Source organism: Kitasatospora sp. NPDC059795, assembly GCF_042732175.1.
Classification (GTDB): Bacteria; Actinomycetota; Actinomycetes; order Streptomycetales; family Streptomycetaceae; genus Kitasatospora.
This window is the reverse complement of the sequence record NZ_JBHWID010000001.1, coordinates 324,090-337,107: the sequence shown is the minus strand read 5'-3', so window position 1 is coordinate 337,107 and position 13,018 is coordinate 324,090. Positions and strand designations below refer to the sequence as shown.

At 74.7% G+C, this 13,018-nt stretch carries 13 protein-coding genes; 8 read left to right on the top strand and 5 right to left on the bottom strand.

Annotated features, from left to right (window positions below):
- The first annotated feature begins 30 nt into the window (after positions 1 to 30).
- From ACFV4P_RS01595 to ACFV4P_RS01585, 3 genes are all read left to right on the top strand, one after another.
- Positions 31 to 513 carry a GNAT family N-acetyltransferase gene (locus ACFV4P_RS01595; protein ID WP_380466127.1) on the top strand — a complete coding sequence of 161 codons (483 nt, stop codon included), beginning with the start codon at positions 31 to 33 and terminating at the stop codon, positions 511 to 513.
- A gap of 287 nt (positions 514 to 800) precedes the next feature.
- Positions 801 to 1,997 (top strand): Cmx/CmrA family chloramphenicol efflux MFS transporter, encoded by a 1,197-nt coding sequence (locus tag ACFV4P_RS01590; RefSeq protein ID WP_380466125.1) that lies wholly within the window; start codon positions 801 to 803, stop codon positions 1,995 to 1,997.
- Positions 1,998 to 2,098: 101 nt separating this feature from the next.
- Complete coding sequence (locus tag ACFV4P_RS01585) at positions 2,099 to 2,782, top strand: hypothetical protein (RefSeq protein WP_380466123.1); 684 nt, start codon at positions 2,099 to 2,101, stop codon at positions 2,780 to 2,782.
- Positions 2,783 to 2,806: 24 nt separating this feature from the next.
- Here ACFV4P_RS01585 and ACFV4P_RS01580 read toward each other — a convergent pair whose 3' ends face one another.
- From ACFV4P_RS01580 to ACFV4P_RS01570, 3 genes are read right to left on the bottom strand one after another with little or no spacing between them, the layout of a single operon-like run.
- The gene (locus tag ACFV4P_RS01580; protein ID WP_380466121.1) at positions 2,807 to 3,580 is read right to left on the bottom strand and encodes an SDR family oxidoreductase; all 774 of its coding nucleotides are present in this window, start codon (positions 3,578 to 3,580) and stop codon (positions 2,807 to 2,809) included.
- Positions 3,581 to 3,630: 50 nt separating this feature from the next.
- Positions 3,631 to 4,935: a cytochrome P450 gene (locus tag ACFV4P_RS01575; RefSeq protein ID WP_380466119.1), complete on the bottom strand. Its 1,305-nt coding sequence runs from the start codon at positions 4,933 to 4,935 to the stop codon at positions 3,631 to 3,633.
- Positions 4,936 to 4,989: 54 nt separating this feature from the next.
- Positions 4,990 to 6,000, bottom strand: a complete 1,011-nt coding sequence (locus ACFV4P_RS01570) for an NAD-dependent epimerase/dehydratase family protein (protein WP_380466117.1) — start codon at positions 5,998 to 6,000, stop codon at positions 4,990 to 4,992.
- 348 nt (positions 6,001 to 6,348) lie between these two features.
- Here ACFV4P_RS01570 and thrS point away from each other — a divergent pair, with 348 nt between their 5' ends.
- The 4 genes from thrS (at position 6,349) to ACFV4P_RS01550 (ending at position 9,977) form a co-directional block, all read left to right on the top strand.
- Positions 6,349 to 7,569: a threonine--tRNA ligase gene (thrS, locus tag ACFV4P_RS01565; RefSeq protein ID WP_380466115.1), complete on the top strand. Its 1,221-nt coding sequence runs from the start codon at positions 6,349 to 6,351 to the stop codon at positions 7,567 to 7,569.
- 186 nt (positions 7,570 to 7,755) lie between these two features.
- Positions 7,756 to 8,394, top strand: coding sequence for a hypothetical protein (locus ACFV4P_RS01560; RefSeq protein WP_380466113.1), 639 nt, complete (start codon positions 7,756 to 7,758; stop codon positions 8,392 to 8,394).
- Positions 8,395 to 8,572: 178 nt separating this feature from the next.
- Entirely contained in the window at positions 8,573 to 9,367 is a 795-nt protein-coding gene (locus ACFV4P_RS01555; RefSeq protein WP_380466111.1) for a DsbA family protein, read from the top strand.
- Positions 9,368 to 9,395: 28 nt separating this feature from the next.
- Positions 9,396 to 9,977 carry a vitamin K epoxide reductase family protein gene (locus tag ACFV4P_RS01550; RefSeq protein WP_380466109.1) on the top strand — a complete coding sequence of 194 codons (582 nt, stop codon included), beginning with the start codon at positions 9,396 to 9,398 and terminating at the stop codon, positions 9,975 to 9,977.
- A 69-nt stretch (positions 9,978 to 10,046) separates the two neighbouring features.
- Here the strand turns inward: ACFV4P_RS01550 and ACFV4P_RS01545 are convergent, their stop codons facing one another.
- Complete coding sequence (locus ACFV4P_RS01545; protein WP_380466108.1) at positions 10,047 to 10,658, bottom strand: TetR/AcrR family transcriptional regulator; 612 nt, start codon at positions 10,656 to 10,658, stop codon at positions 10,047 to 10,049.
- A gap of 2 nt (positions 10,659 to 10,660) precedes the next feature.
- Entirely contained in the window at positions 10,661 to 11,515 is an 855-nt protein-coding gene (locus ACFV4P_RS01540) for an alpha/beta fold hydrolase (RefSeq protein ID WP_380466106.1), read from the bottom strand.
- 196 nt (positions 11,516 to 11,711) lie between these two features.
- Between ACFV4P_RS01540 and ACFV4P_RS01535 the strand changes: the two genes are divergently transcribed.
- Entirely contained in the window at positions 11,712 to 12,206 is a 495-nt protein-coding gene (locus ACFV4P_RS01535; RefSeq protein ID WP_380466104.1) for an SRPBCC family protein, read from the top strand.
- Positions 12,207 to 13,018: the final 812 nt, after the last annotated feature.

Here is a 13,018-nt window from a genome sequence, read left to right as displayed (position 1 = left end):
GTCCGGCGGCCGGCGGCCGAAGATGGCGGGATGGACGACCGAACCGTGCGCCTGCGGCGGATGACTCCCGCCGAGTACGAGACCGTGACGGAGCGCCGCGAGGAGGAGACGGCGCGCGAACTCGCCGCCTTCCTGCCGGCGGAGCTCGCGCGGGAACGGGCTCGGGAGGGCACCGCACGGTTCCTCCCGGACGGGCCCGACACGGCCGGCCACCACCTGGTGGTCGCCGAGGACGACACGGGCCGGGTGGTCGGCGACGCGTGGATCGGCCCCGACCCGCGCGAGGCCGTCGGCGGCGCGGCCTCCGCGTGGCTGTACGACCTCCACGTGCGGCCCGACTCCCGCCGCCGCGGCTTCGGCTCCGCGATCCTGCGCGCGGCCGAAGCGCTCACCGCCCGCGAGGGGTGGACGGCGCTCGGGCTGAACGTGTTCGGCGGCAACGAGGCCGCGATCGCGCTGTACCGGGCCAACGGCTACCGGGTGGCCGCGATGTCGCTGCGCAAGGATCTCTGACGCTGCATCAATGCAGTTCGAGCGGACGGAAATTCAGGTGCCCGCACGCCACGCGTTCGGTAAGGTGCGCAGCGTGGTGAGCCCCGAGTCGGACGAGGTGGGGGTCTTCGGCCCCGCCGTCGGCCCCTGAACACCTGAGTCCTCCCGCGCTGCCGCACCGCCCGCCGCTGGGCCGTGCGGTGCTGCACTGCTGCCGTGGTGCCGCGTTGCTGCGCTGCGTCCCGCGCGAGGCTCCCGGGTGACGAGACGGCTGTCCGTTTCCGCTCCTCACCCCGGAGTTCCGTGAGATGCCTCTTGCCCTGTATCTGCTCGCCCTGGCCGTGTTCGCCATGGGCACCTCGGAGTTCATGCTGTCCGGCCTGTTGCCGGACCTCGCCGCCGATCTCGACGTCCCGGTCGGCACGGCCGGCCTGCTGACCTCGGCCTTCGCGGTCGGCATGGTGGCGGGCGCCCCACCGATGGCGGCGCTGGCCCGCCGGTGGCCGCGCCGGGCGGGGCTGTTCGGCTTCGTCGCGCTGTTCGCGGTGGCGCACGTGGTGGGCGCGGTGGCGACGTCGTTCGCGGTGCTGTGCGTCAGCCGGGTGGTGGCGGCGCTGGCGAACGCCGGGTTCCTCGCGCTGGCGGTGACGGCGGCGGGCGCGCTGGTCGGCCCCGAGCGGCGGGGGCGTGCGGTGGGCGTGCTGCTGTCGGGGACGACGCTGGCCACGGTGGTGGGCGTTCCGGCGGGTGCGACGGTCGGTCAACTGCTGGGCTGGCGGGCCGCGTTCTGGGCGGTGGCACTGCTCTGCGTGCCGGCCGCAGCGGGAGTGCTGACGGGCGTCCGACCCGGGCACGACACAGCCGGACGGCCCGGGCACGACACAGCCGGACGGCCCGGGCACGAAGCAGGCGGACGGCCGGCGCTGCGGGCGGAGCTCGCCGAGCTCGGCCGGCCCCGGCTGCTGCGGGTGCTGCTGCTGGGCGCGCTGGTGAACGCCGGGACGTTCGCCGCGTTCACCTTCCTCGCCCCGCTGGTGACCGGCCCGGCGGGGCTGGGCCGGAGCTGGGTGCCGGTGGTGCTGGTGCTGTTCGGCCTCGGCACGATGGCGGGCGTGACCGTCGCCGGCCGGCTCGCCGACCGCCGTCCGCTGCACCTGCTCGCGGTGGCGGGCCTGTTGCTGCCGCTCGGCTGGGCGGCGCTCGCCGCGCTCGCGGACCGCCCGGCCGCGCTCCTGGCGCTGGTGCCGCTGCTCGGCGCCCTCTCCTTCGCGGTCGGCGGCACGCTGATCACCCTCGCCCTGGCCGCCGCCACCGGCGCGCCCACCATGGCGGGGGCGTACGCGACGGCCGCTCTCAACCTGGGCGCCGCCACCGGCCCGCTCCTCGCCGCCGCGACGCTCCCCTCCCCGACCGGCCCCCTCCTCACCGCGACGGCCCTCACCGCCGCCGCCCTGCTCCTCACCCCGACCCTCCGCGAACGCCCGCCGGCCCCCGCGCACACCTGACCGTCCACCGGGCCTGCGTGTTGTCCCTGGTCAGGGTGCCGGTAGAGTGCCCGCCGACATCCAATCGGATGATCTGATTCCACTTCAGCCAGGGGGAGCCCATGACCGAGGAACACCCGCAGTCGGGCGTCGACAGCCTGCGGGCGATCTGGGCGGCGGGCCAGGAGCCGCAGCCGCCGGTGCCGTGGTACCGGCGGCTGACGGGCAAGCAGATCGGCCTGACCGTCGGTGCGGTGGCCGCCCTCGGCCTCGTCGCACTCGGCGTCGCGGCGACGAGCGAGGTGGAGCAGCGCAGGATCGCGATGCCGGCCGAGTTCGCGGGCCTGCCCCGGGTCGCGGAGGCCCAGGACCTGGCCCAGCTCCGCGCGCAGTGGGAGGCGGAGAACGCCAAGCGGTACGTCCCGCGCAACATCGAGGTCGTCGCGTACGGGCAGCCGGGCGCGACCGGCCTCGAGGAGGCGGAGCTGCTGGCGATCGGCCTCTCCGGCTCGGTCCCGGACGCCGCCGAGGCCGCCACCCGCATGCTGGGCGGCTACTCCCCGGCCGGCGTCAGCACCCTCCGCGACGGCACCGAGGTCACCGATCTGCAGACCTTCGATCCCGGCCCGCTCGGCGGAGCGATCGCCTGCGCCAAGCTCCAGGACACCGACCGCGAACTCCCGGTCTGCGCCTGGGCCGACGGCAGCACCCTCGGCAGTCTCACCGACGGCACCGCCACCCTCACCCTCGAAGCCCTCGCCGCCCGCACCCGCGAGCTCCGCGCCCAGGCGGAGCACCGCGTCTGAGCCCGACACCGGCTCCCGGTCCGGCTACTTGAATCCGCCGCTGCTCTGCAGGAGTTGGCCGTTGATCCACTGGCCGGCCGGGGAGCAGAGGAAGTCGATCAGGCGGGCCGCGTCGCGGGGGGTGCCGAGGCGGGCGAGGGGGGTGCGGGCGAGGACGTCGGTGCGGACGTCGCCGGTCATCCAGCCGGTGTCGGTGGGGCCGGGGTCGACGGCGTTGGCGGTGATGCCGAGGTGGGCGAGTTCGTGGGCGGCGGCGAGGGTGATGCGGTCGAGGGCGCCCTTGCTGGCGCCGTAGGGCAGGTTGCCGACGGTGTGGTCGCTGGTGAGGGCGATGATCCGGCCACTGCCGAACGGGCCGGTGTAGCGCAGGCCGAACTCGCGGATCAGCAGCCAGCTCGCCCGGGCATTGACGGCGAAGTGCCGGTCGAAGCTGTCGAGGGTGGTGTCGAGCAGGCCGGAGTCGACGGATTCGGCGTGGCTCATCACCAGGGCCGTGACGGGGCCGAGTTCGGCGGTGACGCGGTCGAACAGCCGGGCGGGTGTCGCGGGGTCGGCGAGGTCGGCGGGCACGGCGAGCTGCCGGGCGCCGTGGGCGCGGATCGCCGCGCCGACGGCGTCGACGGCGTCCGCCTCCACGCCCCAGGGCATCCGGGTGTCGTAGGGCGTCCAGTGGGTGTGGGCGATGTCCCAGCCGGAGGCGGCGAGTCGTTCGGCGACGGCGGCGCCGATGCCGGCCGTCCGGCCGACTCCCGTCACCAGCGCGACGGGACGGGCGGAAGCGTGCGGTTCAGGCATCATCGCCGCCGATCATCACGGACGAACGGCCTTGCCCACAAAGGGTTTTCGCGTCACCGAGAGCCTTCGCGGTGCAGCACGGCCCGCACCGGCCCGTCCGGGTGGACGGTCAGCCGGTACCCGGCCTCGGCGGGCCGCTCGCGGATCTCGGGGCGGATCGCGGGGAGCAGTTCCTCCAGCAGCAGCGTCATCTCCCGCAGCGCGAACTGGGCGCCGATGCAGGCGCGCGGGCCGAGGCCGAACGGGAAGTAGGCGCCGGGTGCGGGTCGCCGCCCGGCGGCAAGGAAACGCTGCGGGCGGAACGTCTCCGGCTCGGGCCACAGCGCCGGGTCGCGGTGCGTCAGGTAGGGGCAGAGCAGCACGGTCGCCCCGGCGGGAACGGGTCGGCCGCCGACGGTTCCGGCCTCGGCGGCGTGCCGGGGCATCAGCCAGGCGACGGGGTACAGCCGCAGCGTCTCGTCGATCAACGCCCGGATCGCGGCGGCGCGTTCGGCGGATCCGGCCGGCCCGGCGGCCAGCGCCCGCTCGCGCTGCTCGGGGTGCTCGTCCAGCAGCAGGAACAGCCAGCCGAGCGTGGTGGCGGTGGTCTCGTAGCCGGCCACCATCAGGGTGAGCAGCTCGTCGCGGACCAAGGTCTCGTCGTAGTGCGGGAGTTCGCGGGCCGCGCGGAGCAGGACGGCGATCAGGGTGGGTTCGTCGGCCTGCCGGGCGAGGGCGATGGCGTGTTCGGCGGCGAGGTCGGCGTCGGCGACGGCGCGGCTGAAGTCGGCGGTGTGCTCGCCGGTGGCGGGCGCGAACGCGGGGATGGCGGCGAGGCTGTCCCCGGCGGCGACCAACTGCCGGTAGGTGGGCTCGTCCAGGGCCTGCGCGGTGAGCGAGCGCCAGATGACGTCGAGCGAGAAGTACCGCAGGTCGGCGTCGAGTTCGCGGAGTTCGCCGCTGTCGGCGGCGGCCCGCCACCGGTCCGCGAGGGCGGCGACGGCGGCCCGCAGCTGCGGCTCGTAGGCGCGGATGCCGCGCACGGTGAACTGGGGTTGCAGCAGCTTGCGTTGACGCCGCCAGGGTTCGCCGGCGGCGCACAGCAGGCCGTCGCCGAGCAGCACCTTCGCGCGGTGGCCGTGCTTGACGTACGTGTCGGGTTCGCGGGCCAGCACCTGCTGGACCTCCTCGGGCCCGGTGACCAGCACCACCTGCCGTTCGCCGACCCGGAATCCGGCGACCGGGCCCAGCCGCCGAGCGGCCGTCAGCAGGTCGACCAGCCGCCCGCCGTCCGCCCGCCAGCGGGCCAACTCCTCGACGTCGAGTTCCGGAAGGGTGCTGTCCGCCGCCGTCACCATCACGTCTCTCCCCTGTCGCACCGCCCGGACGGTGCCCACCTTAACTGAGCGTGGGCACCCGGTGTCGATCCGCAATCAGTGCGCGTCCAGCAGCCGTTCCTCCTCGGCCGGCGTCAGGCCCTCCTTCTCGGCGCCCGGCCCACCGCGGAGCGTGTCCCAGGCGTCGGTGTCGGCGAGGGTCTCGGCGAGCGGACGGAACGTCAGGCCGGCGGCCAGGGCGCGCGAGATGTCGGTCCGGTTGGCGGCCGCGAACTCCGGGTCGCCGACCCACAGCGGGACGCCCATCCACGGCGTGACGCCCGCCTTCAGCAGCGCCTCGGTGCCGACCCAGATCTCCTCGGTCGCCGACGCCGCCGATGTCGCCGAAGCGCCCACCGCGGCCCGGCAGGCCTCCAGGAACGAGCCGATCGGCATGGTCCGGCCGGTGACGTGGTAGGTGCCGCCGCGCTGCGCCGCGACGCAGCCGAGGATCCACCGGGCGACGTCCCGCACGTCGATGAACTGCGTCGGGTCGGCCGGGTCGCCGGGCAGCAGCACCCGTCCGCCGCGCCGGAACCGCCGCGGCCAGTACGCGAACCGGTCGGTCGGGTCGTGCGGTCCGACGATCAGCCCGGGCCGGACGATGCTCGCGCGGTCGCCGTACGCGTCCCGCACGATCCGCTCGCAGACAGCCTTGTTCGCGCCGTACAGCTGGACCGGCGGCAGGCCGTCGGCGGGCTCCAGCACCGCGCCGTCCTCGTCCTGCACGGTGGAGAGGTCGGCCAGCACCGAGATCGTCGAGACGAACACGTACCGGCCGACCCGGTCGCCGAGCACGTCGACCGAGCGCTGCACCACCTCGGGCAGGTAGCCCGCGACGTCGATCACCGCGTCCCAACTGCGGCCCTCCAGCGCGGACAGGTCACCGGTGCGGTCGCCGACGAGCGTCTCGACGCCCGCCTCGGCGAACAGCCCGGGGTCGGTCAGGCCCCGGTTGAACAGCGTCACCCGGTAGCCGTCGGCGAGCGCGGCCTCGACCACGGCCCGGCCGACGAACCGCGTGCCGCCCAGGACCAGCAGGCTGGGACGGTCGGAAGCGTTCTGCACGGCAACACCCTCTCGAACAGACATCGGCGATCGGGCTCATCCTCGGCGCGGAACGCCCACCCGGTCCAGCAGGTTTCCGAATTGACCCACCGTCACGTACCGCCGGGCGCGCGGCGGGTTTCGATCACCGGCCCGTCGCGGCACGCCCGTTGACGGGCGGCTCCGGTGCTCGACGGCGGCCGGGCTGCTACCGTGGGAGGCATGAAGCGTGCTGCGATGCTGACGACGACGCCGGAGAGTGTCCCGGCGCGCTGACTGCTGCAGTGAATCAAGCCCCGGGGCCGAGCGCCCGGGGCTTTCGCATGTGCGGCCGCGGTGGCTCGTCCCCCTTCCGGTGAGGAGACCGCCGTGTTCGACCATCGCAAGCTGGGCCGCGAGTTGGGCCTGTTCGACACCGATCCGCTGATCGGATCGGGTCTGCCGTTCTGGCTGCCGGACGGCGCCGCGGTGCGGCAGAGCCTGGAGGATTTCGTCCGCGCCCTGGAGCGCCGCGCGGGCTACCGGCACGTGCACTCGCCGGTGCTGGGCAAGCGCGAGCTGTACGAGCTGTCGGGGCACTGGGCGCACTACCGCGACGACATGTTCCCGCCGCTCTCCATGGGCGACTCCGACGACGACCAGCTCGTGCTGCGCCCGAGCCTCTGTCCCCACCATGCGGTGATGTTCCGCTCCCGCGCCCACAGCTACCGTGAACTTCCGCTGCGGATGGCCGAGTTGGGCGACATGTACCGCTCCGAGCGGTCGGGGGTGCTGGGCGGGCTGACCAGGGTGCGGGCGATCCGGCTGAACGACGCGCACATCTTCTGCACCCTCGACCAGGTGGCGGGGGAGGTGCGCGGCGCGCTGGAGCTGATCGCGGTGGCGTACCGGGCGATGGGCATCGTCCCGTCCCGCTACCGGCTGTCACTGCCGGGCCCGGGCGGCAAGTACGTGGCCCGGCCGGAGCTGTGGGAGCGGGCGACCGCGCTGCTGGTGGAGGTGCTGGACGGGCTGGGCGTGCCGTACGAGGAGGGCGTCGGCGAGGCGGCGTTCTACGGGCCGAAGATCGACGTGCAGGTGGTGGACGGCGCGGGCCGCGAGTCGACCCTGTCCACCGTGCAGGTCGACTTCCACCAGCCCGAGCAGTTCGACCTGCACTACATCGGGCCGGACGGGGCGCGGCACCGGCCGGTGATGGTGCACCGGGCGATCGTCGGCAGTGTGGAGCGGGCGGTGGCGCAGCTGATCGAGCAGCACGGCGGGGCGTTCCCGGCCTGGCTGGCGCCGGTGCAGCTGGCGGTGCTGCCGCTGGGCGAGGAGCAGGACGGTGCGGCGCGGGAGCTGGCGGCGCGCTGCCTGGAGCTCGATCTGCGGGCCGAGGTGCTGGGCGCGGACCGCGGTTCGCTGGGCGCGCGGGTCCGGGAGGCGCGGCTCGCGCCGTACCAGGTGGTGCTGGGGCCGCGCGAGGTCGCGGACGGCACCCTGGGGGTGCGGCTGCGCGACGGCCGGCGGCTCGACCCGCTGCCCGCCGGGGAGGTGCTGGCGCGGATCGAACGGCAGGTGCGGGCGCACACCGTCGAGCCGTGGTGACGGCGGCGGGGACGTGACAAGTCCCACGCCGCGGCAACCGCGCCGGGCGGGCCCGGATCGTCCCGCAGCCCGCCCACCGCCTGCTCCCCGCCCGCCGAAGTCCCCTTTACTCAGGGCTTATCCGCAGGTCGTAGGGCCGAACGGCCCCTCGTGTCGGGAACCTCCGGCGTGACATACTCCGGAGCCATGACCGGCATTCACGCGACCAGGGCCCTGCGGGGCGCGGTGTTCACCGCGCTCGCCGTGCCGCTGGCCGCGTTCGGCCAGGTGGTGATCACCGGCCGTGCCCTGCCGCTCACCCTGGTCGCGGCGGCCTGCGTCGCGGTCTTCCTGCTCGCGGTCCTGCTGGACGGCGCGCGGCGGCGGTTCCTGCTGCTGGCCGCGGTGCTGGTGCCGGTGGAACTGCTGCTGAACACCGCCTTCAACCTCGGCCAGGACGCCTGTTCCCGGCCCGTCCACGGCGTGGACCTGCTGGTCTGCGGCGGCGACCGGGTCAGCGGCTCCGAACTGTTCGCGCAGTGGACGCACAACTCGGCGGGCATGCTGCGCCTGCTGGTGCTGGGCGTGCACCTGGCGCTCGCGCTGGCCGCCGCGGCCTGGCTGCGGCTGGCCGACGCCGCCCTCGACGGGGTCGCCGAGGCAGTGCGCACGGCGGCCCGGATCCTGCCGTGCTGCTGGCGTTCGCTGCTGCTGGCGGCCCGTCCGGCCTGCCCGGCCGCGCTGCTGCCCCGGGCCGGTGTCGAGCCCGCGCCGCGCCGCCCGCAGGACGCCGTCCACTCCCCCGCACCGCGTCGCGGACCGCCGCAGCCGGCCTTCGCCTGCTGACGGCCCACCGCCTCCACGCGTTTCTCGCGGCCGTCTCCGGGCGCCCCTCGCCGCCCATCACCCCTTTTTCGACCCGCACCCGCCGGGCCGCCCGCCCCTGCTCCCGTCCAGGTGAGACACCTGCCGGAGCCGGGCCGTGCCGCGCTGCCCGCCGCCGGGTGCAAGGAGACGGATCACCATGCCCAGCACCCACAAGTCCGCCAAGACCGTCACCGCCCGCGAGCGCCTGAAGCAGGCCCAGCAGGCGGAGGCGCTGCGCGCCAAGCGCCGCCGTTCCCTCACCATCGGCGTCTCGGTGGTCGCGGCCGTCGCCGTGATCGCGGGCGGCACCACCCTCGCCCTGAACGCCTCCAAGGACTCCGGCTCGGACAGCAGCTCGGTCGCCGTCCCGGCGAACGCCTCGGGCCCCGACAACACGGTGGTCGTGTACGGCAAGGCCGACGCCCCGCACACCCTGGCCGTGTACGAGGACTTCCGCTGCCCGGTCTGCGAGATGTTCGAGACCTCGGCCGGCCCGACCGTGAAGGAACTCGCCGACCAGGGCCAGTACAAGATCGAGTACCACCTGGCCGCGTTCCTCGACAACAACCTCGGCGGCAAGGGCTCGAAGACCGCGCTGGCCGCGGCGGGCGCCGCGCTCAACGAGGGCGTCGACAAGTTCAAGCAGTTCCACGACGTGCTGTACGCGAACCAGCCGGCCGAGAGCTCGGACGCCTTCGGCGACGTCAACCACATCCTGGAGCTGGCCGACCAGGTCCCGGGTCTGAAGACCGAGGCGTTCACCAAGGCCGTCACCGAGGGCACCTACAAGGGCTGGGCCAACAAGGTCGCCACCGCCTTCAACAAGAGCGGCGTCTCCGGCACCCCGACCGTCAAGCTCGACGGCAAGACCCTCAACGTGATCGGCCAGGACGGCAAGGCGATCACCGGCGAGCAGTTCGGCGCGCTGGTCAAGCAGAGCATCGGCGGGTGACGCGATGACCACGGCCCACAGTGCCCCGGTGGGGGCGAGTCGTCGCTTCTCCTGGCTGATCCTGCTCGGCGGGCTGCTCGGCCTGGCCGCGTCCGCCCAGCTCACCCTGGACAAGATCCGGCTGATCGAGAACCCGGCCTACCAGCCGAACTGCAACATCAACCCGATCATCAGCTGCGGCTCGGTGATGCGCACCGAGCAGGCCTCGGTCTTCGGATTCCCCAATCCGATCATCGGCCTGGCCGCGTTCGGAGCCCTCGCCGCCATCGGCGCGGGCCTCCTCGCGGGCGCCTCCTACCGCCGCTGGTTCTGGCTCTCCCTCCAGGGCGGCACCCTGGTCGGCCTCGGCTTCGTCGCCTGGCTGATCCACGAGGCCCTCTACGAGATCGGCGCCCTCTGCCCCTACTGCATGGTGGTCTGGGCCGTGGTCATCACCCTCTTCTGGTCCACCACCGTCCACAACCTCCGCACCGGCGTCCTCCCCGCCCCGCCCGCCGTCCGCCGCTTCGCCGCCCTCCGCCACCAGTGGCTGGGCCCGATCGTCGGCTTCCTGATCGTCGCCCTGCTGATCCTGACCCGCTTCTGGTTCTACTGGTCGACCCTGATCTGACGGAACGCGGACGCGACGAAAAGGCCCGCCCCCCGGCGAAGCATCGCCCGGGGCGGGCCTTTCGGCGGCTCAGGGGAGTCGGGGCGGGGAGGCGAGGGCGGCCGAGACCAGGGAGTGGACGGTGCGGTCGTCGAGGGGGTCGCAGAGCACGACGCTGCGGAAGAGCATCAGGCCGGCCCACAGGTCGAGGAGGGTGAGCACGTCGGTGTCGGCGGGGAGGGCGCCGCGGGTGACGGCGCGGTGCAGGACGGTGGCGGAGCGGTCGCGGCGGGGTTCGACGAGTTCGGTGCGCAGGCGGTGGGCGAGTTCGGGGTCGGTGGCGGCGTCGGAGATCAGCGCGGGCAGGATCGCCCGGACCTGCGGCGCGCCGTAGAGGCCGGCCAGGGCGCGGGCGACGGCGAGGATCTCGCGGGGGCTGTCGTCGAGGTCGTCGACCGGGATGTCCGGGAGTTGGGCGCGGACCGCGTCCAGCGTGAGGGCGGCCTTGTGCGGCCAGGAGCGGTAGACGGTGGCCTTGCCGACGCCGGCCTCCTGGGCGATGCCGCCGATCGTCGCCTTCGCGTAGCCGACCCGCGACAGCACCCGCAGCGTGGTCGCCAGGATCCGTTCGCGGGCCGCCAAGTCCCTGACGGGTGCGCCCTGTTCGTCGGACAGCGGGTGCAGGTTGCGCTTCTCGCCCATGGTCAGCGGCCGTCCCGCAGCCAGCCGGCGATCAGCTCGGCGATGCTGCCGCCGGAGCGCGCCCAGCGGACGTGGTCGGCGGACTCGCCCTCGGCGGGGATGTGGTGCCGGCGGTCCACCTTCGCGGCGCGGAGCTTGCCGACCAGGTGGTCGACCGCGCCGGCGGGGGCGAGGCGGTCGTCGGGCAGCGAGACGGCGAGGACGGGCAGGGCGAGCGCGGCGAGGGCCTGCTCATAGTCGAGGTCGGCGCCGGCGGGCGCGAAGCGGCCGGTGCGGCCGAGCCGGGCCCAGTCGCGCATCAGCCGGGCGGGCTGACGGCCGCCGAAGCCGAGCCGGTGGCCGGGCCAGTAGCCCCACAACGTGGCGATCAGCGCGAGGAGTTGGGTGCTGGCCAGCACCCGCCACCGGGCGACGCCGGCGAAGCCCCGGAAGTCCACCGTGCCGGAGGCGACCAGCACCAGGCCGTCCACCGCCCCGGGTGCGCGGGCGGCGGCCAGCAGCGCGGCCTGGCCGCCGATGCTGTGCCCGAGCAGGAACAGCGGCGCCTCCGCCCCGAACCTGGCCCGCGCCTGCGCCGTGACCGCCGGGAAGTCCCGGGACGCCAGCGCGTGGTAGCCGTGCCTCGACCGGCGGCCGCCGACCGGCCCGCTCTCGCCCTGCCCGCGCAGGTCCACCGCGACGACGGCGACCCCGCGCGCGGCCAACTCGGCGCAGAACGGCGCGTAGTAGCCGGCCGGCACCCCGAGCGCGGGCCACAGCAGCAGCACCGCCGAGGGCGCGCCGTCCTCCGGCACCGTCACCGTCGCCGCGAGCGCCTCCGCGCCCGGCACCGGTATCCGCGTCCGCTCAGGTTCCATCGGCTCCCCGCCTCAACTCCCGCCCGCACCGCAGGTCGGAACGAGTCGTCTCGTTCCACGCTAGCGAGCCCCCTCGCGCGTCGTCAAGTACCGCCCTGACAAGCGGATTTGGCCCCTTGCGGCGCGCTCCGTCGACCGATTACAGTCCGGCACGCCCGGCCCTACTCGCCAGTCACTTCCCGCTTCGGAGGTTTGTGTGACCCGCCAATGGACACTTCGGGAGAGCATCACCGTGCGCGCGTCCGCCGAGTCGGTGTACGCCGCCGTCACGGATCTTCGGAACATGTCCCGCTGGAGCCCGGAGTGCATCGGCACCCGCCGGCTGGGCGGCGGCGGCCCGGTCGCCGTCGGGACGCGCTTCCTCGGGTTCAACCGCAAGGGCCCGTTCGTCTGGTTCACCGCCTGCCGGGTGACCGTCGCCCGCCCCTCGCACGAATTCGCCTTCCACGTCGGCGCGTTCGGCCTGCCGGTGGCCGGCTGGGGCTACCTGGTCGAACCGGACGGCGAGGGCACCGTCCGCGTCACCGAGTACTGGGAGGACCTGCGTACGGGACGCGGCTCCCGGCTCACCGAACTGCTCGGCCGGGTCTTCTCCGGCACCCGGCCCGCCGACCGCGCGGACCTCAACCGGGCCGGCATGCGCGTCACCCTCGACCGCCTCCGCGCCACCGTGGAGCAGTCCCGCCCGTGACCGCCCCGACCGTGCCGGTGCACGGCATCCGCCGGTCCGTCGCCATGTGGCGTCCGCAGCTCGACCGTCCAGGCCCTCTCCTCCGGATCTTGTCGGATCGGCGCACGGCTCCCCCGGCCCTTGCGGGCCGCGAAGTGCCCCGATTTCGCGCCCGGCTGGGCGTGCCGGCGAACCGTCCTCGCACTGGGTGTACTTGGATGGCTTGCCGGGGCTTGCGCGGGGGCACCTCCCAGCCCGCCAGGGCTGGGGGCGGATGATCCGGCGTCGCGCGCCCGGCAAGATCCGGAGGAACGGGCCTCGCCCCCGACCGGCCCGGACACGGCGCCCCTCACCGACCGTCCGTTCACCCTGGACGCCACGGTGGCGGCCGTGCACGACGCGGTCGCCGAGGCCCGCAAGGCGACCGGGCGCCCGCCCACTACTGCTCGGCAGGTCGCTCGGCGGCTACATCTCGCTCGCCCACACCGCCCGCCACCCCGACGACATCGCCGCCCTCGTCCTGCACGGCTGCACGGCCCGCACGGACGGCCCGCTGCCCACGGCGCACTCCACCCTCGGCCACCTCTTCGACCGCCTCGACCCCAACCGCGCCGCCGCCCCAACGCCCGCGCCCTGCCCCGCACGCCGCCCGCGCAGTCCGCCGACGCCGTGCTCGCCGTGCAGCCGTGCACGACGCGGTCGCCGAGGCCCGCGACGCGACCGGGCACCGCCCGCCGCTGCTCGGCAGGTCGCTCGGCGGCTACATCTCGCTCGCCCACACCGCCCGCCACCCCGACGACATCGCCGCCCTCGTCCTGCACGGCTGCACGGCC